General features: G+C 65.9%; 22 protein-coding genes, 2 tRNA genes and 4 pseudogenes. 18 read left to right on the top strand and 10 right to left on the bottom strand.

What is annotated here, in order from left to right:
• The first annotated feature begins 20 nt into the window (after positions 1-20).
• Positions 21-413: a holo-ACP synthase AcpS gene (gene acpS, locus G6N13_RS23480; RefSeq protein ID WP_083119904.1), complete on the top strand. Its 393-nt coding sequence runs from the start codon at positions 21-23 to the stop codon at positions 411-413.
• 17 nt (positions 414-430) lie between these two features.
• On the top strand, positions 431-1,765 hold the full coding sequence (locus G6N13_RS23475) for a dipeptidase (protein ID WP_163701179.1): 1,335 nt from the start codon (positions 431-433) through the stop codon (positions 1,763-1,765).
• Here the strand turns inward: G6N13_RS23475 and bcp are convergent.
• A complete protein-coding gene (gene bcp, locus G6N13_RS23470; protein WP_163701176.1) occupies positions 1,762-2,235 on the bottom strand; it encodes a thioredoxin-dependent thiol peroxidase in 474 nt (157 codons plus the stop codon). The genes G6N13_RS23475 and bcp overlap by 4 nt on opposite strands.
• Positions 2,236-2,322: 87 nt before the next feature.
• On the opposite strand from bcp, the gene G6N13_RS23465 reads away from it, so the two are divergent.
• Positions 2,323-2,550, top strand: coding sequence for a DUF3618 domain-containing protein (locus G6N13_RS23465; protein WP_163701174.1), 228 nt, complete (start codon positions 2,323-2,325; stop codon positions 2,548-2,550).
• Positions 2,551-2,982: 432 nt separating this feature from the next.
• On the opposite strand, the pseudogene G6N13_RS23460 reads toward G6N13_RS23465, so the two are convergent.
• Positions 2,983-3,108, bottom strand: a pseudogene (locus G6N13_RS23460) (cytochrome P450); the annotation flags it as partial.
• 103 nt (positions 3,109-3,211) lie between these two features.
• Between G6N13_RS23460 and G6N13_RS26305 the strand changes: the two are divergent.
• Positions 3,212-3,541 (top strand): annotated as a pseudogene (locus G6N13_RS26305) (IS3 family transposase); the annotation flags it as partial.
• A gap of 22 nt (positions 3,542-3,563) precedes the next feature.
• Here the strand turns inward: G6N13_RS26305 and G6N13_RS23450 are convergent.
• Both G6N13_RS23450 and G6N13_RS23445 read right to left on the bottom strand, forming a co-directional pair.
• Positions 3,564-3,881 (bottom strand): DUF732 domain-containing protein, encoded by a 318-nt coding sequence (locus G6N13_RS23450; protein ID WP_163701170.1) that lies wholly within the window; start codon positions 3,879-3,881, stop codon positions 3,564-3,566.
• Positions 3,882-4,052: 171 nt separating this feature from the next.
• Positions 4,053-4,128: transfer RNA gene (locus tag G6N13_RS23445), tRNA-Lys, on the bottom strand.
• A gap of 164 nt (positions 4,129-4,292) precedes the next feature.
• Between G6N13_RS23445 and G6N13_RS23440 the strand changes: the two genes are divergently transcribed.
• Positions 4,293-5,522 (top strand): L,D-transpeptidase, encoded by a 1,230-nt coding sequence (locus G6N13_RS23440; RefSeq protein WP_163701166.1) that lies wholly within the window; start codon positions 4,293-4,295, stop codon positions 5,520-5,522.
• A 143-nt stretch (positions 5,523-5,665) separates the two neighbouring features.
• Here G6N13_RS23440 and G6N13_RS23435 read toward each other — a convergent pair.
• From G6N13_RS23435 to orn, 3 genes and pseudogenes are all read right to left on the bottom strand, one after another.
• A pseudogene (locus G6N13_RS23435) lies at positions 5,666-6,072 on the bottom strand (IS21 family transposase); the annotation flags it as partial.
• Between the two features lie 155 nt (positions 6,073-6,227).
• Positions 6,228-6,300, bottom strand: a tRNA-His gene (locus G6N13_RS23430).
• Positions 6,301-6,345: 45 nt separating this feature from the next.
• Entirely contained in the window at positions 6,346-6,981 is a 636-nt protein-coding gene (orn, locus tag G6N13_RS23425) for an oligoribonuclease (RefSeq protein ID WP_163701163.1), read from the bottom strand.
• A gap of 75 nt (positions 6,982-7,056) precedes the next feature.
• On the opposite strand from orn, the gene G6N13_RS23420 reads away from it, so the two are divergent.
• Positions 7,057-8,628 carry a helicase HerA-like domain-containing protein gene (locus G6N13_RS23420; protein ID WP_163701160.1) on the top strand — a complete coding sequence of 524 codons (1,572 nt, stop codon included), beginning with the start codon at positions 7,057-7,059 and terminating at the stop codon, positions 8,626-8,628.
• Positions 8,629-8,669: 41 nt separating this feature from the next.
• On the opposite strand, the gene cmrA is transcribed toward G6N13_RS23420, so the two are convergent.
• Positions 8,670-9,476 carry a mycolate reductase gene (cmrA, locus tag G6N13_RS23415; RefSeq protein ID WP_163701157.1) on the bottom strand — a complete coding sequence of 269 codons (807 nt, stop codon included), beginning with the start codon at positions 9,474-9,476 and terminating at the stop codon, positions 8,670-8,672.
• A gap of 22 nt (positions 9,477-9,498) precedes the next feature.
• Between cmrA and G6N13_RS23410 the strand changes: the two genes are divergently transcribed.
• On the top strand, positions 9,499-10,821 hold the full coding sequence (locus G6N13_RS23410) for an MFS transporter (protein ID WP_163701155.1): 1,323 nt from the start codon (positions 9,499-9,501) through the stop codon (positions 10,819-10,821).
• Here the strand turns inward: G6N13_RS23410 and G6N13_RS23405 are convergent.
• Positions 10,818-11,555, bottom strand: a complete 738-nt coding sequence (locus tag G6N13_RS23405; protein WP_163701154.1) for an MmpS family transport accessory protein — start codon at positions 11,553-11,555, stop codon at positions 10,818-10,820. The genes G6N13_RS23410 and G6N13_RS23405 overlap by 4 nt on opposite strands.
• Before the next feature lie 139 nt (positions 11,556-11,694).
• On the opposite strand from G6N13_RS23405, the pseudogene G6N13_RS23400 reads away from it, so the two are divergent.
• From G6N13_RS23400 to G6N13_RS24230, 3 genes and pseudogenes are all read left to right on the top strand, one after another.
• Positions 11,695-12,259, top strand: a pseudogene (locus G6N13_RS23400) (S9 family peptidase); the annotation flags it as partial.
• Positions 12,260-12,512: 253 nt separating this feature from the next.
• Entirely contained in the window at positions 12,513-12,722 is a 210-nt protein-coding gene (locus G6N13_RS23395) for a hypothetical protein (protein WP_163701151.1), read from the top strand.
• Positions 12,723-12,762: 40 nt separating this feature from the next.
• Complete coding sequence (locus G6N13_RS24230) at positions 12,763-12,918, top strand: DUF6131 family protein (RefSeq protein WP_170310465.1); 156 nt, start codon at positions 12,763-12,765, stop codon at positions 12,916-12,918.
• Here the strand turns inward: G6N13_RS24230 and G6N13_RS23390 are convergent.
• Positions 12,915-13,556 (bottom strand): SACE_7040 family transcriptional regulator, encoded by a 642-nt coding sequence (locus G6N13_RS23390; protein WP_322789286.1) that lies wholly within the window; start codon positions 13,554-13,556, stop codon positions 12,915-12,917. The two genes, G6N13_RS24230 and G6N13_RS23390, sit on opposite strands and share 4 nt — an antisense overlap.
• A gap of 80 nt (positions 13,557-13,636) precedes the next feature.
• Between G6N13_RS23390 and G6N13_RS23385 the strand changes: the two genes are divergently transcribed.
• Genes G6N13_RS23385 through G6N13_RS23350 form a run of 8 tightly spaced genes read left to right on the top strand, consistent with a single transcriptional unit; the run spans position 13,637 to position 22,899 of the window.
• The gene (locus tag G6N13_RS23385; RefSeq protein WP_163701148.1) at positions 13,637-15,187 is read left to right on the top strand and encodes a carboxyl transferase domain-containing protein; all 1,551 of its coding nucleotides are present in this window, start codon (positions 13,637-13,639) and stop codon (positions 15,185-15,187) included.
• A 2-nt stretch (positions 15,188-15,189) separates the two neighbouring features.
• Positions 15,190-17,169, top strand: a complete 1,980-nt coding sequence (locus tag G6N13_RS23380; protein WP_163701145.1) for an ATP-binding protein — start codon at positions 15,190-15,192, stop codon at positions 17,167-17,169.
• A complete protein-coding gene (locus G6N13_RS23375; protein WP_163701142.1) occupies positions 17,169-18,329 on the top strand; it encodes an acyl-CoA dehydrogenase family protein in 1,161 nt (386 codons plus the stop codon). The genes G6N13_RS23380 and G6N13_RS23375 overlap by 1 nt, the downstream gene beginning before the upstream one ends.
• Positions 18,330-18,818 (top strand): MaoC family dehydratase, encoded by a 489-nt coding sequence (locus G6N13_RS23370; RefSeq protein WP_163701138.1) that lies wholly within the window; start codon positions 18,330-18,332, stop codon positions 18,816-18,818.
• Positions 18,818-19,636 (top strand): HpcH/HpaI aldolase/citrate lyase family protein, encoded by an 819-nt coding sequence (locus tag G6N13_RS23365; RefSeq protein ID WP_163701135.1) that lies wholly within the window; start codon positions 18,818-18,820, stop codon positions 19,634-19,636. Before G6N13_RS23370 ends, G6N13_RS23365 begins: the two co-directional genes overlap by 1 nt.
• A 59-nt stretch (positions 19,637-19,695) precedes the next feature.
• Positions 19,696-20,754 carry a pyruvate dehydrogenase (acetyl-transferring) E1 component subunit alpha gene (gene pdhA / locus G6N13_RS23360; protein WP_163701132.1) on the top strand — a complete coding sequence of 353 codons (1,059 nt, stop codon included), beginning with the start codon at positions 19,696-19,698 and terminating at the stop codon, positions 20,752-20,754.
• A gap of 1 nt (position 20,755) precedes the next feature.
• Positions 20,756-21,808, top strand: a complete 1,053-nt coding sequence (locus tag G6N13_RS23355) for an alpha-ketoacid dehydrogenase subunit beta (RefSeq protein ID WP_163701129.1) — start codon at positions 20,756-20,758, stop codon at positions 21,806-21,808.
• Entirely contained in the window at positions 21,805-22,899 is a 1,095-nt protein-coding gene (locus tag G6N13_RS23350) for a dihydrolipoamide acetyltransferase family protein (protein ID WP_163701125.1), read from the top strand. The genes G6N13_RS23355 and G6N13_RS23350 overlap by 4 nt, the downstream gene beginning before the upstream one ends.
• Positions 22,900-23,166 lie beyond the last annotated feature (267 nt).

Genomic DNA, 23,166 nt, shown 5'->3' with positions numbered 1-23,166 from the left:
GCATCCGCTAGGGTGCTCGCGTGGCGATAGTGGGTGTGGGGATCGATGTGGTCTCGATTCCCGATTTCGCCGAGCAGGTCGACCAGCCCGGAACGGTATTCGCCGAGACGTTCACCCCGGGTGAGCGCCGCGACGCCGCCGACAAGAGTTCGGTGGCGGCGCGGCACCTGGCCGCCCGGTGGGCCGCCAAGGAAGCCGTCATCAAGGCCTGGTCGGGTTCACGCTTCGCGCAGCGCCCGGTCCTGCCCGAAGGCATTCATCGCGATATCGAGGTGATCACCGATATGTGGGGCCGGCCCAAGGTCCGCCTGACCGGTGATATCGCCAAGCATCTGGCCGAGGTGACGATTCACGTGTCGCTGACCCATGAGGGTGACACCGCCGCCGCGGTCGCCATCCTGGAGACTTTGTAACCGCTAACGTCGTCGCCATGAGCGATCTCGTCGAACGCGTGCAGGCCGTGCTTCCCTCGGTCCGCGCTGATCTCGAAGACCTGGTCCGCATCCAATCGGTGTGGGCAGACCCAGCCCGTCGCGACGAAGTGCACCGCAGCGCGCGTGCGGTCGCAGAGCTGCTGAGCCAAGCCGGCTTCACGCAGGTCGAGATCGTCGCCGAAGGCGGTGCGCCAGCGGTGATCGCACACCACCCCGCCCCGCCCGGCGCGCCGACCGTTCTGCTCTATGCCCATCACGACGTACAGCCGGAAGGCGAACCAGCGCAATGGAATTCGGAGCCGTTCGAGCCCACCGAGCGCGACGGCCGGCTCTATGGCCGCGGCACCGCCGACGACAAGGCCGGTATCGCCACCCACCTGGCAGCGTTCCGCGCGCACGACGGCAACCCGCCGGTCGGCGTGACGGTGTTCGTCGAGGGAGAGGAAGAATCGGGTTCGCCGTCGTTGGGCCGGCTGCTGGCCGCGCACAAGGACAAGCTGGCCGCCGACGTCATCGTGATCGCCGATTCGGATAACTGGACCTCTGAGATCCCCGCGCTGACGGTTTCGTTGCGCGGGCTGGCCGACTGTGTGGTCGAGGTTGCCACGTTGGACCACGGCCTGCATTCGGGGCTGTGGGGCGGTGTGGTGCCCGATGCGCTGAGTGTGCTGGTGCGCCTGTTGGCCAGCCTGCACGACGACGACGGCAACGTCGCGGTGCAGGGCCTGTACGAGACGACCGCTGCCGATGTGGACCGCGGGCCGCAGTGGGTGCGTACCGAATCAGGGTTGCTGGACGGGGTTCACGAGTTAGGTTCGGGCCCTGTGGCGCAACGCATGTGGGCCAAGCCAGCAGTCACTGTGATCGGCATCGACACCACACCGATCGCCAAGGCGTCCAACACATTGATTCCGCGCGCCAGCGCCAAGGTCAGCATGCGAGTGGCTCCCGGCGGTGACGCGGCAGCCCATCTGCACGCGTTGCGCCGTCATCTCGAGCAGCATGCGCCCTGGGGCGCGCACGTCAAGGTCATCCCGGGCGATATCGGCCAGCCGTACGCGATCGACGCCAGCGGGCCGGTATACAACGCCGCCCGCGCCGCGTTCCGCCAAGCCTGGGGCACCGACGTCGTCGATATGGGCATGGGCGGCTCGATCCCGTTCATCGCCGAGTTCGCGGCAGCGTTCCCCGACGCCACGATTCTGGTCACCGGCGTGGAGGATCCCAGCACTCAGGCGCACAGCGTCAACGAGAGCCTGCACCTGGGAGTGCTGGAGCGCGCCGCCACCACCGAGGCGCTGCTGCTGGCGAAGCTGGGAGAGTTGGCCTAGCCGGCGATATCCCGCCGCAACTTCGCGACGTGGCCAGTGGCCTTGACGTTGTACTGCGCGACCTCGATCTTGCCCTTCTCGTCGACGACGAACGTCGACCGGATCACGCCCTGGACGGTCTTGCCATACAGCTTCTTCTCGCCGTAGGCGCCCCACTCGGTGAGGACCTTCTTGTCCGGGTCGGACAACAGCGGGAACGTCAGCTCGTCCCGCTCGGCGAACTTGGCCAGCTTCTCCGGCTTGTCCGGGGAGATGCCGACCACATCGATGCCCGCGCCGTTGAGCTCGGCCAGGCTGTCCCGGAAGTCGCAAGCCTGTTTGGTGCAGCCGGGGGTCATCGCGGCAGGGTAGAAGTAGACGATCACCTTGCGACCCTTGAAGTCGGACAGCTTCACCGTCTCGCCTTCGGCGTCGGGCAGGCTGAATGCCGGTGCTGTGTCGCCGACTTCGAGGCGTGCTGTGTCCGTCACCTAATGGTCCTTTCATCTACCGGAGCATCGGGGTTGGCCCGGGTTGCTCTAGGGTAGTCGGGCAGGACGGCAATTTGGAGGACTGAAGTGGCGGACCGGGATCCCGAGGTCATCAAAGCCGAGATCGATCAGGCTCGTGACCGGTTGGCGGCGACGGTGGATTCGTTGGCTGTGCGGGCCAATCCGCAGCGCATCGCCGACGACGTCAAGACGGCGCTGCTGAACTTTGTGAAGAGGCCGCCGGTGGCCGCGGCGCTGGCTGGTGTCGGTGTGGTGACGGTTGTGCTGGTGATCCGCCGAATCCGTAACGGATAACGGTCAGCGGCGGCGGAACCACTGGCCGAGCGCACGCCGAAATCCCGGGGGATTGGCGGTCAGGCCGATCCGGCTGCAGCTATGAACCTGCATCGGAGTCACTGGCGCGCAGGGCTGCGGAGCTACGTCGCCTGCGGGGCGTTGAACCAGGTTCTCCGGCACCATGCGGCTAAGTCCTCACTCCATCACTGGGCGTATCGCCCGGGGCGGCTGCAGGTCAATACAGCTAACGGTGACTATAACAGGGTCCGCGACATTACTGCAGCACAATGCGGTGTATTTCCGCTCAACGCTCAGCGCCGGTTATCTATTGCCGCGCATATCCGCTGGTCAATTAGCTGTCGTAACGGGTTGCTCAGCATAACGCACAGCGACGCATCTCATACGGCCTCGCGAGGTGTGCGCCGTGACCGTGGGCAACGTCGCGTGCGCTCAGGGGAGCACGGTGGGCAGTCGCTCCCGGCCCCGCACCGTCGACGTTGGCGCAAGCTTGGCTCCTGCATAGTCGATGTCCCAGTCCGGGAACCGGTTGAGCAGTTCGTCCAGCGCAACGCGTCCTGTCGTTTCGGTGCCCGCGCCGGCCACCACCACCTGGGTGTGGTGCATTAGGTCGTCGGACGGATCGTGGGACCGCCATTCGACCTGACGAGAAGATTGACGTGAGTCACTCTATGGGGCCACCAAGATGTGGGCTCACCTGCAACGCCAGGGCATCATGGTGGCGCGTTGCACCGTGGAGCGGTTGATGCGGGCCAACGGGTGGCAGGGGGTAACCCGCCGGAAGAAGGTCCGCACCACGATCGCTGATCCGGACCGGTTCGTGCGCCAAGCGATCCGCCATGCCGCGCAACTCCGCGTAGGTGAGGGTAATCCGCTGTTGGGCAACACTATTCACCGCAGCGATTATGCGGGCTCTCAATACACGTCGGTGCGCTTCGGTGAAACCCTGGCCCTATGCGGGCTCGGCACGGTTGGGACGGTTGGGGATGCTCCCGCCGCGGGGCTTTTTGTGCCTACGCCCAGCCACCGCGAACGGGAGCGGCATCTGGACGGTATTGCGGGCAGTATGCGGCTGTCGCTATGCCCGCAACACTTCCGGCGTTCCACTCACTCATGATCGGGTTGTTGGCGACGATGACATCCGCTGCATCGACGTCTGTGTTGTGCGGGTTGGTATCGAGGAACGTGCAGACCGCGCGACCCAGGTTGATCGCCCATGCCCGCGATAGATACGGCACTCCGGCGTGATCCAGAGCGAGGATGTAAATGTCGTCGGTGCTCGGCTGCGCAACCGCGCCGGGAGCGGAAGCTAGTAGCCCCGCTGCGACCACGAGAGCACTCAAGAGACCGGCTGCGGCATCGGAGCGATGAGCGAATCGTTCTGGGGTGGGAGTGTAACTAGGGCACCGGCGCGCTGGCCCGGCTTGGCATTCCGCGACCTGCGATGATCCCGTTCAGCTGTCCCTCTAGCTACAATCCCTTTCCCAAAACTACCTCTGACCTGGTGCGCCGTCAGGGTTTCGAACCCCGGACCCGCTGATTAAGAGTCAGCTGCTCTACCAACTGAGCTAACGGCGCGAACCGCGTCAGCGACAATAACAAACACCACGGCTGAACATGAAATTGCGAAGGCGGCCGGGGCCAAGCCTGTCGACCTGTGCAGTCGCCAGGTTCGCCGAACAGCCCTTAGAATATTGCCAACCATCACCAGCGTTTCCACAGCTAGCAAGACAGAGAGTGATATGAAGCAGGCCCGCTCGGCACACCGTCCGCGATTGGGGAGTCGTCTGGCTGTGCTCGCGCTCGTCCCGGCCCTGCTGACCGGGCTCAGCGCGTGCAGCACCGAACCGGCCGGGCCGACGCCGGTCAACGTCATCGACGACAAGGGGACGCCCTACGGCGATCTGCTGATTCCACAGCTGACAGCGTCGGTCAAAGACGGGGCGGTCGACGTCCCGCTCGACCGGCCGGTGACGGTCACCGCGACCAGTGGGGTGCTCGGCTCGGTGACGATGGTCAACGCGGCCGGCAATCAGGTGGAGGGCAAGCTCAGCCCCGACGGCGTCACATGGGCGACCAGCGAGCCGCTGAGCTACAACAAGAGCTACACGCTGACCGCGCAGTCACTGGGCCTGGGCGGCGTGACGGCTGAGAAGATCACCTTCGAGACGCAGTCGCCCGAGAACCTGACGATGCCGTACCTGCTGCCCGGTGACGGAGAGGTCGTCGGCGTCGGCCAACCCATCGCGGTGCGCTTCGACGAGAACATCCCCAACCGGCTGGCCGCCGAGCGCGCTATCAAGGTGACCACTAAGCCGCCTGTCGAGGGCGCTTTCTACTGGCTCAACAATCGCGAGGTGCGCTGGCGCCCGCAGAATTACTGGAAGCCGGGCACCACCGTCGACGTCGCGGTCAACACCTACGGTGTCGATCTCGGCGACGGGCTGTTCGGTCAGCAGAATCTGACATCGCACTTCACCATCGGCGATGAGGTGATCGCGACCGCCGACGACGACACCAAGCAGCTGACCGTCCGGCGCAACGGCGTCGTCGAGAAGACGATTCCGATTTCGATGGGCAAGAACAGCACGCCCACCAACAATGGCGTCTACATCATCGGCGACCGGCTCTCCCACATGATCATGGACTCGTCGACGTACGGCGTTCCGTCCAACTCGCCCAACGGATATCGCACCGAGGTGGACTGGGCCACCCAGATGTCTTACAGCGGCATCTACGTCCATTCCGCGCCGTGGTCGGTCGGTGCGCAGGGCTACTCCAACACCAGCCACGGCTGCCTCAACGCCAGCCCGAGCAACGCGCAGTGGTTCTACAACAACACCAAGCGCGGCGATATCGTCGAGGTCCACAACACCCTCGGCTCGACACTGTCAGGAACAGAAGGCCTCGGCGACTGGAACATTCCGTGGCCGCAGTGGAAAGCGGGCAACGCCAACGCTTCGGCGCGCTGAGGTGATCGCTCCCGAAGAGCACGACGCCTGGAACCCTAGATTGCCGGGCGCTTCGATTGTTCCGGGGACAAGATCCCGCGATGGTGAGACTAGGTCGATCGCCTGGACGCGACGTGCCCGCCGGTGGTGAGATTCGGCGGCGTTGCTTGCCGTGACACCACCCACGGTGTGGTCAGGATCGCCGGATAGGGCCGGGCCGGCATCGGATGTAACCCCTACTGGCTGGCTACAGAGTCGCCACCGAGGCCTTGCCGGCGATCGTCGCGCGCAGCCGGGTGTCGCCACGTGGCAGGCAGAACTCGTCGAGACCGTCCTGCGCTTGTTCGACAGTCACGTCGTCGGGCAGCGTGCGCCACCACCGTTGCGCCGCGGTGTGATTGGACTTCTCCACTGCACCCTTGCGGTTGCCGCGCCGCGGTGGGCAGATCGCAACCGACACCCCGTAGTGCTTGGCCACCCCGGCGAAGCTCGCCGTCACCCGCCCGGACTCCGGGTGACACACCGTGGCCATCCGATCGAAGCGCCACACCCCCCTCACCCCGCCCAGGCCCGGCAGATCCAGCCAATCTCATTGCGTCTCTTCATCTGGTGGCTCAGCGTCTGATACGACTTGAGTAAAGGTTTCCCCGGCGATGCGTTCACGAAGGGTGCACTGGTTTCACCCAAGAAAAAAGTCAGGCCCCGAAAACGGGGCCTGACCTGCAGGGTGGCTGACGGGACTCGAACCCGCGACAGCCAGGATCACAACCTGGTGCTCTACCAACTGAACTACAGCCACCATCGCTGGAAACCGTCCTGGTGGACGGCAGCAGCGTGGTCGATACTAGCCGTTGTCTGCCTCAACAGCCGAATCCGCGGCGGCGGGCCCGCCGATCTCGGCGGCCGCGGCGGCGATTTCGCTGGTAGACGGGCCGGGCAGGGGCACGAAAGCGGTGCGCCGGTAGTACTTCAGCTCCCGGATCGACTCCTGGATGTCGGCCAGAGCCCGGTGCGCGAGCCCCTTTTCGGGCTGGCCATAGTAGATCCTGGGATACCAACGTCGGCAGAGCTCCTTGATGGAGCTGACGTCGATCATCCGGTAGTGCAAATAGTTGTCCAGCGCCGGCATGTCCCGGGCGATGAAGCCACGGTCGGTGGCGATCGAATTGCCGCACAGCGGTGCGGTCTTAGCCTGTTTCACGTGGCCGCGGATGTAGTCCAGGACGAGGGCCTCGGCGGCTGCCAGGTCGATGGTCGACGAGCGGACCTCTTCAGTGAGCCCGGACCGGCGGTGCATCTGGGCAACCACTTCGACCATGCCGTCCAGCGCCGTATTGTCTGCGTGGATGACGACGTCGATACCGTCGCCGAGGACATTGAGCTCGGCATCGGTCACCAGGGCGGCGATCTCGATGAGCTTGTCGCTCCCCAGGTCGAGCCCGGTCATCTCGCAGTCGATCCACACCAATTCTTCCCGCACAGCGCTCAACCCTAAGCCCCCGCTGGCTTGTAGTGTCGTTTCGGCTATCACCCGAGCGACGACGGAGGTCGGCCGATGACGACAGAATCGACAGCGACTCCCGCCGAGCAGATCGCTGCGGGCTACGCGACCACAGGTGCGGCGCTCGATCTCGGCTCTGTGGTCGTCGGCGGTGTCGTCGATCCGGCGGCGCAGGTCAGGATCCCGATGGCCATGATGAATCGGCACGGTCTGGTCGCCGGCGCCACTGGTACGGGCAAGACCAAGACGCTGCAGGTGATCGCTGAGCAGCTGTCTGCTGCCGGGGTGCCGGTGATGATGGCCGACGTCAAGGGCGACCTGTCCGGTCTGGCGCGGGCGGGGGAGTCCAGCGACCGGACCCTGCAACGGGCCAAGGACACCGGCGACGACGGTTGGGTCGGGGCACCGTTCCCCGTCGAGTTCCTGTCGCTGGGCACCGGCGGCCTCGGCGTTCCGGTGCGCGCGACAATCTCGGCGTTCGGTCCTATCTTGCTGTCGAAAGTGTTGGGCCTCAATGCAACCCAGGAATCCACCCTGGGGCTGATCTTCCACTGGGCCGACCAGCAGGGGCTTCCGCTGCTGGATCTGAAGGATCTGCGTTCGGTGATCACCTACCTGACCAGCGATGAGGGCAAGGAGGTGCTGAAGACCATCGGCGGGGTGTCCCCGCAGACCGCGGGGGTCATCCTGCGGGCGCTGGTCAACCTCGAGGCCGACGGTGGTGAGACGTTCTTCGGGGAGCCCGAGATCGACCCGGCCGATCTGTTGCGTGTGGACGCGCAGGGCCGCGGGGTGATCACCCTGCTCGAACTGGGCGACCAGGCCGCCCGCCCGGTGATGTTCTCGACGTTCCTGATGTGGGTGCTGGCCGACCTGTTCACTTACCTGCCCGAGGTCGGCGATATCGACAAACCGAAGCTGGTGTTCTTCTTCGACGAGGCGCACCTGTTGTTCGCCGATGCGTCCAAGGCGTTCCTGCAGCAGGTCGAGCAGACCGTCAAACTGATCCGGTCCAAGGGTGTCGGCGTCTTCTTCTGCACCCAGTTGCCCACCGATGTGCCCAATAACGTGCTTTCGCAGTTGGGTGCGCGCGTCCAGCACGCGTTGCGGGCGTTCACCCCCGACGATCAGAAGGCGCTGTCCAAGACGGTGCGCACCTACCCCAAGACCCAGTTCTATGACCTGGAAACAGATTTGACGTCGCTGGGCATCGGCGAGGCGATCGTCACGGTGCTCTCCGAACGTGGTGCGCCGACGCCGGTGGCGTGGACGCGGATGCGTCCGCCGCAGTCGCTGATGGACACCATCGGTCCCGACGCCATCAAGGCTGCTGGCCAAGCCAGTCCGCTGTTCGTCAAGTACGGGCAGACCGTCGATCGCGAGTCCGCCTACGAGAAGCTCGCGACGAAGTTGGCGCCGCCGCCCGAGGAGCCCGTCGATCTGCCTCCGCTCCTGCCGACCGGTATCGACCTGCCGCCCATGCCCAAGCCCGAGAAGGCCGAACCGGGTGTGCTCGATCAGGTGATGAACAGCCCGGCGTTCAAGAGCGCGATGCGTTCAGCGGGCACAGTGATCGGCCGGGAGATCACCCGCAGCATTTTCGGGACGGGCCGTCGGCGGCGCTAGCCGCTGGGAGATCGAGTGGCCACTCGGAGCCAATGAAGCCGCTAATCCCCGCCCAGCTTCTTGTAGACCGCGCCGACGATCGGCGTGACAATGCCGCGCGGGGCATACCCCGACGCAACCGACATCGCCTTGGATGTCAGCCCCGGCACGATCCGCATCTTGTTGCGCTCCAAGCCATCCAGCGAGATGCGCGCGGTGTATTCGGTGTTGATCCACAAGAAGTCGGGGATCAGGCGCTCCACTAGCGACTGCTCTGCCTCATCGGGCAGCTCCGTGCGCACCGGGCCAGGGGCCAGCACGGTGACATGGATGCCCGAGTTTTTCACCTCGCCGCGCAATGACTCACTGAAGGTGTTGGCAAACGCCTTGCTCGCGGCATAGGTGGCGTTGTTCGGGATCGGCGAGTTTCCGGCGGCCGATCCGGATATGAGAATCCCACCCGCCTTGCGGGCCAGCATCCCCGGCAGCACCGCCAGCACCAGATCGTGTACACCGAGCACGTTGAGCTGAACCTGGGCTCGCTCGGCAGCCGGATCCAGCTTGGCCACCGGCCCGAACGTGGCGGTACCCGCGTTTGCGCACAGGATCGAGATCTCCCGCTCAGCTAACTCGTCGGCGAACGCGGTGCGCGCCGCGGGGTCAGCAAGGTCCACCGGGCGAACCTCGACGATGACGCCGTAGCGCTCGGTGAGCCTGGCGGCCAGCGTGTGCAGCACGTCTGCGCGGCGCGCGGTGATGATCAGGTGGTGGCCGCGGGCGGCGAGTTCGGTGGCCAGCGCTTCACCGATGCCCTGGGAGGCACCAGTGACGACGGCTCGGCTGTCCGGGGCGGGCGCGGGCACAGGCATGCTGCCAGCATATTGTTGCCGCATGACCAGCCCTCCGCCGGTTGCCCAGACCGCCGGCCGGGCGAAGGTTGTGTCCTGGGCGCTCTGGGACTGTGGGTCCACCGGCATGAACGCGATCGTCACGACCTTCGTCTTCTCGGTGTACCTCACCAGCACCGTCGGCCAGAACTTATCTGGCGGCACGTCGCCGGCAAGCTGGCTGGGCCGCGCCCTGGCGATCGCCGGTCTGACCGTCGCGGTGCTGGCTCCGCTCACCGGCGTGCTGGTCCAGGCACCGCGCCGGCGCCGCGTCGCGCTGACCACCCTGACCGGCCTCGCGGTGCTGGCCACGGCGGCAATGAGCCTGATCCGGGCCGAACCGGCCTACTTCGCGGCGGGCCTGGTGCTGCTGTCGTTCACCGCGGCATGTGGCGATCTGGGCAGCGTGCCCTACAACGCGATGTTGCGGCAGCTCACCACCCCGCAGACGTCTGGACGCATCTCGGGGATCGGCGCGGCGGCCGGCTACTTCGGCAGCGTCGCGCTGCTGATCCTCATCTACGTCACGTTCATCGCCGGGGATGGCCCGCAGCGAGGACTCCTCGGAGTCTCCACCGCCGACGGGCAGAACGTGCGTGCGGCGATGCTGATGGCGGCGGCATGGTTCGTCGTCCTCGCCCTGCCGCTGCTGATCACTGCGCGCCTCTTTACCCCGGCGGTCGAGACCGAGCCCACGAGCGTCGGTCTGCTCGGCGGCTATCGCCAACTCTGGACCGACCTGCGCTCGGAATGGCGCCGCGATCGCAACCTGGTCTACTACCTGATCGTCAGCGCGATATTCCGCGACGGGATCGCCGGGGTGTTCGCGTTCGGTGCGGTGCTCGGGGTCAGCGTTTACGGCATCTCACAAGCCAACGTGCTGATCTTCGGCGTGATCGCTAGCACGATGGCCGCCCTGGGTGCGGTCCTCGCGGGTCCCGTCGACGACCGGATCGGCGGTAAGCCGGTGATCGTGGTCTCGCTGACCGCGATGATCGCGGTCGGGGTGACCCTACTGTCGGGATCCGGGCCCATCGTGTTCTGGATCTGCGGGCTGTTGTTGGCGCTCTGCGTCGGACCCGTGACGACATCGGCGCGCACCGTATTGCTGCGGATGGTCAGCGAGGGTAAGGAGGCGGTCGCGTTCGGGCTCTACACCACGACCGGGCGGGCGGCGTCATTCCTGGCACCGTGGCTGTTCTTCGTGTTCGTGGACGCCTTCCACGCCGACCGCGCCGGCCTGGCCGGGCTGTGCCTCGTGCTGGCGGTGGGTCTGCTGGGCATGTTGATGGTGAAGGTGCCCAACGACGGCCGCGCGCAGAGCTAACCGGCTCCGGTACAGATCGTCAGGCCGCGGCCGGTGCGTTCCCGCACCTGCGTCCCGTTGACCGACACGTTGCAGGTCACGTCACGTCCGACATTGACGACGGCGACGCTGGCCGACGCACGTGCCGGCGCGGGTAGGCTGACTTCCTTGCTCCACGGCAGCATCACGTTGAACTCGGTCTGCATGATGCCGCCGGTGTCCACATAGGTGATGTTGATGGCGCGGCCTTCACCGGCGACGTTGTAGACAACAGTGTCGGTGCCTGTCGGGCTGGTGGTGCCCCCGCCGGGCACCGTCGTTGTGCCGGGAGTGCCGCTTGTCGTGGGCAGTGGGGGCAGTGTCGTCGTCGGGATCGATGTGGTGGCCCGCGGCGTTGTGGACGACGTCTCGGACAGCGGCGGCAGTGGTGCTACCAACATCGTGTCCCGCGCCGAGCTGCTCACGATCACCAGCGCGATGACCAACCCGACCACGAGAAGAACCGCAACGCCCGCGGCGATCCACAGCCACTTCGGCGATTTGGGCGGGCCGGGCGGCGGTGTTGGCGGTTCACCCCCGCCCTGGTGCCAGTGCGTCGGCAGCTGCTCGGTGGGCTGTGTGCCACCCTGGCCGTAGCCAGGGGTGCCATAGCCGGGCCCGTAGTACTGACCCGCGTAGGCGGGATCGGGATTCGGCGAGTAACCGCCGCCGGCCTGCATGGGGTCAGACCCTCCTGGTCGACGCGGGTCGTTCATGCCCACCTCATGGTTGCCCAGGCTACCTGCGCGCGGCAGCCCCCGTCCGGTCCTTGTTTGTTCTGGACGTGTTTACCACCGGGGAGGCGCGTGCAACGTCATACCGGGGTAACTCTTAGACAGAACAAAGGGAGGTGGAGTGGACCGGGACGTCCGCGCAACCTGTGGCGCATCGCTGTCGCCCGATGCGACGGCGTTCGCACGCATCGTCGACGACGGCGGCTACCCGCGAGCCGTCCAACGGTTCCTGGGGGGTTGGCGAGCCAGCTCGTGCCGTGATGTCGAGCTGCCCGTATTGGATCGCCGCTCGGGCGGCCGGCTCGTGGACGCCTGGGCCGGCTCGGCTTTGATCCGGGTGGGCACCCGCGGCTATCGCGAGCTGATCATGCGCACGGGTTTCACCGAAATCGCTTTGTCGCCTTCCGATCCCGGCTCCACAATCGATATGGGTGTGATTCTCGACGATCATCACCCCCGACGGGGTCGCTTATCGCGTTGCGGCCGAGCGTCCTGGATACGACCTCGACGAGTTCGCGGTCAGTGGCGATCTGTCGAGCGTTGCCCTGTTATGGAATATCAACGGCTGCAGCGGGTTACAGACACTTGAGTATGCCGACAACTCATTGACCGAACCGATCGTGCTGCCCAACCGGGTCGCCAGCGAGCTGTCGATCAGCGTGGGCGGGTCGATGGTGGCGTTGACGTTCCACCCGGACCCGTTCGTGGCAGGCGTCAGCATCTGCGGGATGAGTGATCTGGGCACGTTGCAACAGCGCGGTCGCACGGTGCGTTATCTGTTCTTCGGCGACGATGGACACGAAATCGTCAAGAGTGAAAACCATGCCGCGCCGTTGCTGACTGGCTGGCTGCGGCATTTGGCGGGGGTCAGGTTTAGGAAACTGTCGGCCGGGTAAAACCTTGTGCGCCAATTGCTGCGAACGTTCAAGGAGGAAATCCATGCGAGGTCGCGGAATTCTAGGTGCGATTGTGATCATCTGGCTGGCGATTGGAGTGTTCGCTACCTGGCAGCGCGGGTATTTCTCCAACAGTGAAGCCAACTGCGCCGCCGCGGGGTCCATCGCCCTGACGGTGGTGGCGGGACCACTCAACTACGCGGGTGTCAACCCCACTGTGGCGAGCTGCAACCTGCCGAAGCCCAGCCAATAGCGGTGAAAAGAGTTCAGCAAGTAACTAGCTGGAGGAAGCAATGATCGTTCTTGGAGCAATCCTGCTCATCCTCGGGTTCGTTCTGAATACTCAGATCCTGTGGACCATCGGCGTCATCCTGCTCGTGGTCGGTGCGGTCCTGTGGCTGCTGGGCAGTGTCGGACGGCCGGTCGGCGGCAGGCGAAACTGGTATTAGCCAACGCTCCCACGGGTGTGGTGGTCGGCCGAGGACAACGCCGCCATCGTCATAGCCCGTAAGACATTGCGTGAACGCCCCTGGTCGGCCACCCTGGCTGCCGGGGGTTTCATGCTGTGTGGCGTCGAATTGAGCAGACCGAACACCGCGTGCGCCATCAACCGCGCATCATCCTCGTCGAGCTCGGGATGCACCTGGCGTTGTACGTCGACCCAGATCTCCACGTAGCTGCGCTGTGCGCGCCGGACCTGACGCTGTGCCGACAGCGGCAGGTGCGCGAGGTCGCGGTCCTGGATGCGGATGAGATCCGACTCGCCGAGGGCGAAGTCGAGATGAAACTCGATCAACCCGGCCAGCGCTGCGACCGGCTCATCGGCCTCACTGACCACGATGCGGGCGCCGGCGAGCAGGCGGGTGCTGATACCGACCAGCAGCTCGACCAGCAGTGCTTCCTTATTTGGGAAGTGCCGGTAGATCGCCGGGCCGCTGACCCCCGCGGCGGCGCCGATGTCCTCGAGCCGAACGGCCTGGAAGCCCTTGTCCGCCATTAGCCGCTCCGCGGCCGACAACAGGGCAGATCGGCGATCCGATTTCTGCCTGCTTCGGCGGGTGGGGGTTTCGATGGGGCCCTCCAGCAAGACCTCTGGACGTTTCGGTTAATCTTCACTAACGTAACACGAGTTAGTCGTCATTAACTCAATCCGACGGGACATCGCCGATGACATCAGCGGCTGCCAACCGTGAGGCGCATCTGGAGCTTGTCGATCAGCTGCGCGGCAAACTCGCCGCGGCAGCGCTCGGTGGCCCGGAGCGTGCACGCGACCGACATGTCGCACGCGGCAAGCTACTGCCGCGCGACCGGGTCGACGGACTGCTGGACCCTGGCAGTGCGCTGCTGGAGGTCGCCCCGTTGGCCGCCGACGGCATGTACGACGACGAATGTCCGGCCGCCGGGATCATCACCGGCATCGGCCGGGTCTCGGGGCGGGAGTGCATGATTGTCGCCAACGACGCGACGGTCAAAGGCGGCACCTACTATCCGGTGACGGTCAAAAAGCACCTGCGCGCCCAGGAAATCGCGTGGCAGAACCGGCTTCCCTGCCTCTACCTCGTCGACTCCGGTGGTGCGTTCCTGCCCCGTCAAGACGAGGTGTTCCCTGATCGCGACCATTTCGGCCGCATCTTCTACAACCAGGCCACCATGAGCGCGGCCGGCATCCCACAGATCGCCGCGGTGTTGGGGTCCTGCACCGCCGGTGGCGCCTACGTGCCGGCGATGAGCGATGAGGCCATCATCGTGCGCAACCAGGGCACGATCTTCCTGGGCGGCCCGCCGCTGGTGAAAGCGGCCACCGGCGAGGTGGTGACCGCCGAGGAGCTCGGCGGTGGCGACCTGCATTCCAAGACCTCCGGTGTCACCGACCATCTGGCCCACGACGACCGTGACGCGCTGCGCATCGTGCGCCGGATCGTCGGCACGCTGGGCCCGCGGGAACCGCGGCCGTGGGACGTCCGCTCTGACGGCCAGGCGATCGCCGATCAGCATGAGCTCTACGACGTCGTCCCGGTCGACGCCCGGGTGCCCTATGACGTGCGCGAGGTGATCACCCGCATCGTCGATGGCGGCGAATTCAGTGAGTTCAAAGCTGAATACGGGACCACCCTGGTCACCGGATTCGCCCACATTCACGGCCACCCGGTCGGGATCGTCGCCAATAACGGTGTGCTGTTCGGTGAATCCGCGCTCAAGGGAGCGCATTTCATCGAACTGTGCGATAAGCGGACGGTGCCGCTGCTGTTCCTGCAGAACATCACCGGCTTCATGGTCGGCCGCGACTACGAGGCCGGCGGGATCGCCAAGCACGGCGCCAAGATGGTGACCGCGGTGGCGTGCGCCCGCGTGCCCAAGCTGACCGTCGTGATCGGCGGCTCGTACGGTGCGGGCAACTACTCGATGTGCGGGCGGGCCTATTCGCCACGGTTCCTGTGGATGTGGCCCAACGCCAGGATCTCTGTCATGGGCGGTGAGCAGGCGGCCTCGGTGCTGGCCACCGTGCGCGGCGAGATGACGCCCGAAGAATCCGACGCTTTCAAGGCGCCGATTCGGGCCCAGTACGAACATCAGGGCAATCCGTACTACTCGACCGCACGGCTGTGGGACGACGGCGTCATCGATCCCGCCGACACCAGAACTGTTCTGGGACTCGCGCTTTCGGTGACAGCCAACGCGCCCGTCGAGCCCATGTCCTACGGCGTCTTCAGGATGTGACGATGTTTACCACTGTCTTGGTCGCCAATCGCGGTGAGATCGCCGTGCGCGTCATCCGCACGCTGAGGGCCATGGGAATTCGCTCGGTTGCCGTTTTCAGCGACGCCGATGCCGGCGCTCGCCACGTCACCGAGGCCGATGTCGCGGTGCGCATCGGGCCCCCGCCGGCCCGGCAGAGTTACCTGGATATCGACGCCGTCGTGAACGCCGCGCTGCGCACCGGTGCCCAAGCCGTCCATCCCGGCTACGGATTCCTTTCGGAGAAATCCGATTTCGCCGCTGCCCTGGAATGCGCGGGGGTGGCGTTCATCGGCCCGACGTCGGGTGCCATCCGCACGATGGGCGACAAGATCGCCGCCAAGGCCGCGGTGTCGGCATTCGGGGTTCCGGTGGTGCCGGGGATTGCCCGGCCCGGGCTGACCGACGCCGACCTGATCGAGGCGGCCGGCGACATCGGTTTCCCGATCCTGGTCAAACCATCGGCGGGTGGCGGCGGTAAGGGGATGCGCCGTGTCGATGACGCCGCCGAACTTCCCGCGGCACTGGCTGTAGCGCGGCGCGAATCCGGCGCGGCATTCGGCGATGACACCCTCTTCCTCGAACGGTTCGTCCTGCGGCCCAGGCATATCGAGGTCCAGGTGCTCGCCGACAGCCAGGGAACGGTCCTGCATTTCGGCGAACGCGAGTGCAGTCTGCAGCGCCGCCACCAGAAGGTCATCGAGGAAGCGCCGTCACCGCTGCTGGATCCCGATACCCGCGCCCGAATCGGTGCGGCGGCCTGCGACACCGCCCGCAGCGTCGACTACGTGGGCGCGGGCACCGTCGAGTTCATCGTCTCCGCCGACCGGCCCGACGAGTTCTTCTTTATGGAGATGAACACCCGCCTGCAGGTCGAGCACCCGGTCACCGAGCTGGTCACCGGTCACGACCTCGTCGAGTGGCAAGTACGCGTCGCGGCGGGGGAGAGGTTGCCGATCGCCCAGGACGACATCGCGATGGTCGGGCACGCGATCGAAGCCCGCGTGTACGCCGAGGATCCGGCCGCGGGCTTTCTGCCCACCGGCGGTCCGGTGTTGGGGTTGTTGGAGCCGTCCGGCGAGGGCATCCGGGTGGATTCGGGCCTGGCGCAAGGGATGACAGTCGGGAGCGATTACGACCCGATGCTCTCGAAGGTGATCGCCTACGGTGCCGACCGCGCCGCCGCTTTGCGCGCACTCGACCGTGCGCTGTCACACACCGCGGTGCTGGGCGTCGGCACCAACATCGAATTCCTGCGTTTCCTGCTGGCCAACGAGGATGTGGTCGCGGGTCGGCTCGACACCGGCCTGATCGATCGCACGGCGTTCACCGGCGAGCCAGCGTGTGACCAGGCGTTCATCGCAGCAGCCGCCTACCGCTGGCTGCAGCGCTGGCCGACCGGGTCGCCCGATCTGTGGGATGTGCCGTCGGGCTGGCGGGTCGGTACGCATGCGCCGACGACCATTCGGTTACGCGGCGGTGATCGCACCGATCATGTGCACATCATCGGAACACCGGATGGTGCGATCGTCTGCATCGAAGATGGGGAAAGCCGTTCGCTGTCAGCGCGGTTGGCCGGCAGTGAGCTCGCCGTCACTGTTGATGGTGTTCGCAGTACCTGCACGGTGGCCGCCGACGGCAGCCAGATCTGGCTGGCCGGTGCCGGCCGGACCGTGGTGCTCGACGAGGTCCGCGAAGCGGCGGTGCGCCTCGATGACGAAGTCGGCGGCGACGCCGAGCTCTTCAGCCCGATGCCGGGCTCTGTTGTGGCGGTGGGTGTTTCGAGCGGTGACGAGGTCACGGCAGGCGCCGTGGTGGTCGCCGTCGAGGCGATGAAGATGGAGCACTCGCTCACCGCGCCGGTCGACGGGGTGGTCGAACTACATGTCGCCGTCGGCGACCAGGTCAAGGTGGGACAGCTGCTGGCGAAGGTCACCGCAAGCACAGAGAAGAAAGCACAGTGATGACTGACTACCTCTCTACGGGAACACTTCCCGACGAATACGCGCAACTCGCCAAGACGGTCCGCGATTTCGCGCGCACCGTTGTCGCTCCGGTGGCCGCCGAACACGATAAGCAGCACACCTTCCCGTACGAGGTCGTCGCGGGGATGGCCGAGATGGGGCTGTTCGGCCTACCGTTCCCGGAGGAGTACGGCGGCATGGGCGGCGATTACTTCGCCCTGTGCCTGGCGCTGGAAGAGCTCGGCAAGGTCGACCAGAGTGTGGCGATCACCCTCGAGGCCGGTGTCTCGCTGGGTGCCATGCCGGTGTACCGGTTCGGCAACGAGGCGCAGAAGCAGGAATGGCTGCCACAGCTGACCAGCGGTCAGGCGCTCGGGGCATTCGGCCTCACCGAGGCCGGGGGTGGCACCGATGCGGGCGCCACGAAGACCACCGCGCAGTTGGATGGGTCGAGCTGGGTTATTAATGGCAACAAGCAGTTCATCACCAACTCGGGCACCGACATCACCCGGCTGGTCACCGTCACCGCGGTGACCGGAGGCACCGGTGACAACCGGGAGATCTCCTCGATCCTGGTGCCGGTCCCGACTCCCGGCTTCACCGCCGAGCCCGCCTACGACAAGGTCGGCTGGAACGCCTCAGACACCCACCCGCTCAGCTTCGACGACGTGCGGGTGCCCGAGGAGAATCTCCTGGGCGAGCGTGGCCGCGGGTACGCCAACTTCCTGCGGATCCTCGACGAGGGCCGGATCGCGATCGCGGCGCTCTCGGTGGGTGCGGCACAGGGTTGTGTTGATGAAAGCGTGAAGTACGCCGCCGAGCGTGCCGCATTCGGCCAGCCGATCGGGAAGTTCCAGGCGATCGAGTTCAAGATCGCCCGGATGGAGGCTCGTGCACACGCGGCCCGCACCGCCTATTACGACGCGGCCGCCCTGATGCTCGCCGGCAAGCCGTTCAAGAAAGAGGCAGCGATCGCCAAGATGGTCGCCAGCGAGGCTGCCATGGACAATGCCCGCGACGCCACCCAGATCCACGGTGGCTACGGTTTCATGAACGAGTACACCGTGGCCCGGCACTACCGGGACAGCAAGATCCTCGAGATCGGGGAAGGGACAACCGAAGTGCAGCTGATGATCATCGCCCGGCAGATGGGACTGTAAGTGAGCGAGCCCTCCGAGGAGAAGGTCGTCGTCCAGCGCGGCTTGTGGTTCGAGGAGTTCGAGATCGGCGTGCGGTACGTACACGCGCCCGGTCGCACGATCACCGAGGCCGACAACGTCTTCTTCACCACCTTGACGATGAACACCCAGGCGCTGCATCTGGATGCCGCGTTTTCCGACGCGCTGCCGCCGTTCAACCAGCGGCTGGTGAACTCGATGTTTACCCTGTCCACTCTGGTAGGCCTGTCGGTGGCGCAGCTGACGCAGGGCACCATCGTCGGCAATCTCGGCTTCGCCGACATCGCCTTCCCTAAACCGCTTTTCCACGGCGACACGATGTATGCCGAGACCGTCGTCACCGACAAGCGCGAGTCCAAGAGCCGTCCGGGTGAAGGCATCGTCACGTTCGCGCACACTGCGCGCAACCAGCACGGTGACGTTGTCGCGACCGCCAGCCGCAAGACCATGGTGCGAAAGAAGCCCGCCTGATGGCACTCGATAACCCAGGGCCCGCCTGGCTGTTCTGCCCCGCCGATCGCCCCGAGCGATTCGAGAAGGCCGCTGCCGCAGCCGATGTCGTGATCCTCGACCTTGAGGATGGAGTGGCGGCCAAGGACCGCGAGGCCGCGCGCGAGGCGTTGGTGTCAAGCCAGCTCGATCCCGGCCGCACGGTAGTGCGGGTCAACCCGTCGACCACGCCCGATCATCCGCTGGACCTCGAAGCCCTGGCCCGCACGCCATACACCACCGTGATGCTGGCCAAGACCGAATCCGGTGCGCAGGTCGCGGCCCTGGCGCCGCTGGATGTCGTGGTGCTGATCGAAACCCCGGTGGGCGCGCTCAATGTCGTCGACTCCACCCAGGCCGCCAATGCACTCGCGGTGATGTGGGGTGCCGAGGACTTGTTCGCCGTTCTCGGCGGCACCGCCAATCGCTATCCCGACGGTTCCTACCGCGAGGTGGCACGACATGTGCGGTCTCAGAGCTTGCTGGCCGCCAAGGCCTACGGCCGGCTCGCCTTGGATTCGGTGTACCTCGACATCAAGAATCTGGACGGCCTGCGCGGCGAGGTGGATGACGCGGTCGCCGTCGGTTTCGATGCCAAAGTGGCCATCCACCCTAGCCAGATCGCGGTGATTAGGGAGGGCTACCTTCCCAGCGCTGAACAGGTAGGTTGGGCGCGACACGTGCTTGAGGCGGCCCGGGATGAACGCGGTGTCTTCCAATTCGAAGGCATAATGGTGGATGCCCCGGTGCTTCGGCGAGCAGAGCGCATTGTCCAGCTAGCGCCCGACCCCGGCCACTAGCTGGAGCCTGCCACAACAGGTTTGCTCCGACCGCCTCTGCACCGGCAGAGGAGGCGGTTATGGATCAGCCGATTCAACTCATCGCACCGGACGGACGCGCGACTCCGGAATCCCGATATCGTCGCGACCTCCCACCGGAAACCCTCGTCTGGCTCTACGAGAACCTCGTCATCACGCGCGATCTCGACGCTGAGTTCGTCAATCTGCAACGCCAAGGTGAGCTGGCGCTCTACGCCTCGTGCCGCGGTCAGGAAGCCGCGCAGATCGGTGCGGCGGCCTGCCTGCGCAAGACGGACTGGCTGTTCCCCCAATTCCGCGAACTCGGGGTCTTCCTGGTCCGCCGCATCGCCCCCGCGCACGTAGCCGCCGTCTGGCGCGGCGCCTGGCACGGGGGGCTGGATTTCACCAGTAAATGCTGCGCACCCATCGCCATTCCCATCGCCACCCACACCCTGCACGCCGTCGGCGCGGCGATGGCTGCCCAACGGCTGGGCGAGGATTCACTCACGGTGGCCTTCCTCGGTGACGGCGCGACCAGCGAAGGCGATTCGCACGAGGCGATGAACCTGGCCGCTGTCGAGAAGGCGCCCTGTGTTTTCTACGTCCAGAACAATCAGTGGGCGATCTCCGTGCCGGCGAGCCGCCAGTACGCTGCGCCCACCATCGCCCACCGGGCGGTCGGCTACGGGATGCCGGGAATCAGGGTGGACGGCAACGATATCCTGGCCTGCTATGCGGTGATGGCCAAAGCTGCCGAACGCGCGCGGGCCGGTGACGGTCCCACCCTCATCGAGGCGGTCACTTATCGGATGGAACCGCACACCACCTCTGATGATGCCACCAGGTACCGGGGTGCGGCCGAATTGGCCGAGTGGTCGGCACGCGATCCGATTAGCCGCTATCGCACCTATTTACGGGACATCGGTGTCCTCACCCAACGAGTGGACACGCGGGTGCGAGCCCGCTCGGTTCGGCTGCGGGCCGAGCTTCGCGACGCCGTTGTCGGCGCCCCCGACGCGGATGTGGGTGAGCTGTTCGACCACGTCTACGCCGAGATCACGCCGGAGTTGTCGGCTCAGCGGGCGCAGTTGCGCGCCGAATTGGCATGGGAGGCATGAGATGACGCAGATCATCGACCGGCCGCCGTTGCGCGGTGACGGCACCCCGGAGCCCGACGGCCCGATCCTGACCGAGTTGCCCAGCGTCACCACCCTCACGATGGCGCAGGCGATCAACCGTGCCCTGCATGATGCGATGGCCGGTGACGAGCGGGTGCTGGTGTTCGGCGAAGACGTCGCCGCCCTGGGCGGGGTGTTCAGGATCACCGAGGGTTTGGCCGAAACATTCGGTGAGCAAAGGTGTTTCGACACCCCGCTGGCAGAATCGGCCATCATCGGCATTTCGGTGGGCCTGGCGATTCGCGGTTTCGTCCCGGTTCCGGAAATCCAATTCGACGGCTTCTCCTACCCGGCGTTCGATCAGGTGGTCAGCCACCTCGCCAAGTACCGGATGCGCACGCGGGGCCGGGTCGGCATGCCCGTCACGGTCAGGATTCCCTCATTCGGCGGCATCGGCGCAGTGGAGCACCACTCGGAATCCACCGAATCCTATTGGGTGCACACCGCCGGGCTGAAAGTCGTTGTCCCCTCGACGCCTTCGGATTCCTACTGGCTGCTCCGGCACGCGATTGCCAGCCGCGATCCGGTGATCTACCTGGAACCCAAGCGACGCTACTGGGCCCGCGAGGCTGTCGACCTCACCGTGCCGGGCCCGCCGATTGGCAAGGCCGCGGTACGGCGCGGCGGCGATGACGTCACGGTGATCACCTATGGTGGGCTGGTCGGCGCGGCGCTGAACGCAGCCGAAATCGCGAACTGGAGCCTGGAAGTCATCGATCTACGTTCGCTGAGCCCCCTGGACTTCGACACCGTCGCGGAGTCGGTTCGCAAAACCGGCCGGGCGGTGGTGATGCACGAGGGCCCGCGAACGCTCGGCTTCGGCGCCGAGTTGGCGGCCCGGATCTCCGAGGAACTGTTCTACGACCTCGAGTCACCGGTGCGGCGCGCCACCGGATTCGACACGCCCTACCCACCGGCCCGGCTGGAGAAGCTTTGGCTGCCGGGAGTCGACCGGCTGCTCGACTGCGTCGCGAAAGCGATGCAGCGGCCATGAGTGACTTCCTGGTCCCGGACCTCGGTGAAGGCTTGGAGGACGCCACTATCACCAGCTGGGCTGTCGCAGTGGGTGACCTTGTCGAGCTCAACCAGACACTGTGCACGGTTGAGACCAACAAGGCCGAGGTCGAGATTCCCAGCCCGTACGCGGGGCGGATCGTCGAGCTCGGCGGCGCCGAAGATGAAACCCTCGCGGTGGGCACACTGTTGGTGCGTATCGACACCGACGAGCGCACCCCGGTGCTGGTGGGCTACGGCATCGACAACGGTATGGATCGCAGCCGGCGGGCCCGCGCGGCCCCCAAGACGCGCAAGCTCGCGGCCGATCTCGCGGTGGATCTACAAGGGCTGCAAACCGGTTCGGGTGCTGACGGGGTGATCACCCGCGACGATGTGCTGCACGCGGCGGGCGCGTCGTCAAAAACCGTTCCGGTGCGCGGTGTTCACGCCCGGATGGCCACCCATATGGCGCTGTCGCGCAGCCAGATTCCGGATGCGCACGCCAGCGTGCAGGTGGAATGCTCGGCGCTGTTGCGGCTTCGGGACACGCTGGATGTGACGCCCTTCGTCCTGACGTTGCGGCTGCTGGTTATCGCGCTCGGGCGCCATCCGATGCTCAACGCAACCTGGGTGGAATCCGAGGCCGGACCGGAGATTCGGCTGCATCCCGACGTGCGGCTCGGCGTCGCGGTGGCAACCGAGCGTGGTCTGGTAGTCCCCGTCATCGACACCAGTCAGTGTTCCACCCGGCGGCTGGCAGTAGCCGTCGACGATGTGGTGATACGCGCCAGGGCGGGCACACTGGCGCCCGGTCAGTTGAGCGGGTCGACGTTCACGGTGTCGAATTTTGGGGCGCTGGGACTCGATGACGGTGTCCCGGTGATCAACTATCCCGAAGCCGCGATCCTCGGCATGGGCTCGCTGAAGCCACGTGCTGTGGTGGTCGGCGACGCGGTGATGGCTCGGCCGACGATGACGCTGACGTGTGCGTTCGACCATCGCATCGCCGATGGCGCGCAGGCAGCGGCGTTCTTGACCGATCTGCGCGGGTTGATCGAGGCACCCGAGACGGCACTACTGGACCTCTGATTTCGCTCAGGCCTGCGGGTAGGGCTGTTGTATCCCAGTTGACGTGTGGCGATCTGCGCTGCCCGCTCATCCGGGGTCACGAAGGCGGTACCGGATCGAGCCGGAACGTTGAGATACCGTGCTTTACCCGGGTTGATCGTGATCACCAGCGCCTCGTCGTCGCCCAGCTGGAAGTACTCTGCGCTCTGCAACTGGGTCGCGAGCAACGCTGCATTGTGGTCGGGATCCGACAGCACATTGGGCGGTTTGGTCTGGCTGACGCAGGGA

Source organism: Mycolicibacterium sarraceniae (genome assembly GCF_010731875.1).
Taxonomy (GTDB): Bacteria; Actinomycetota; Actinomycetes; order Mycobacteriales; family Mycobacteriaceae; genus Mycobacterium; species Mycobacterium sarraceniae.
The sequence above is the reverse complement of the archived record's forward strand: the minus strand, read 5'-3'. Positions and strand labels throughout refer to the sequence as shown.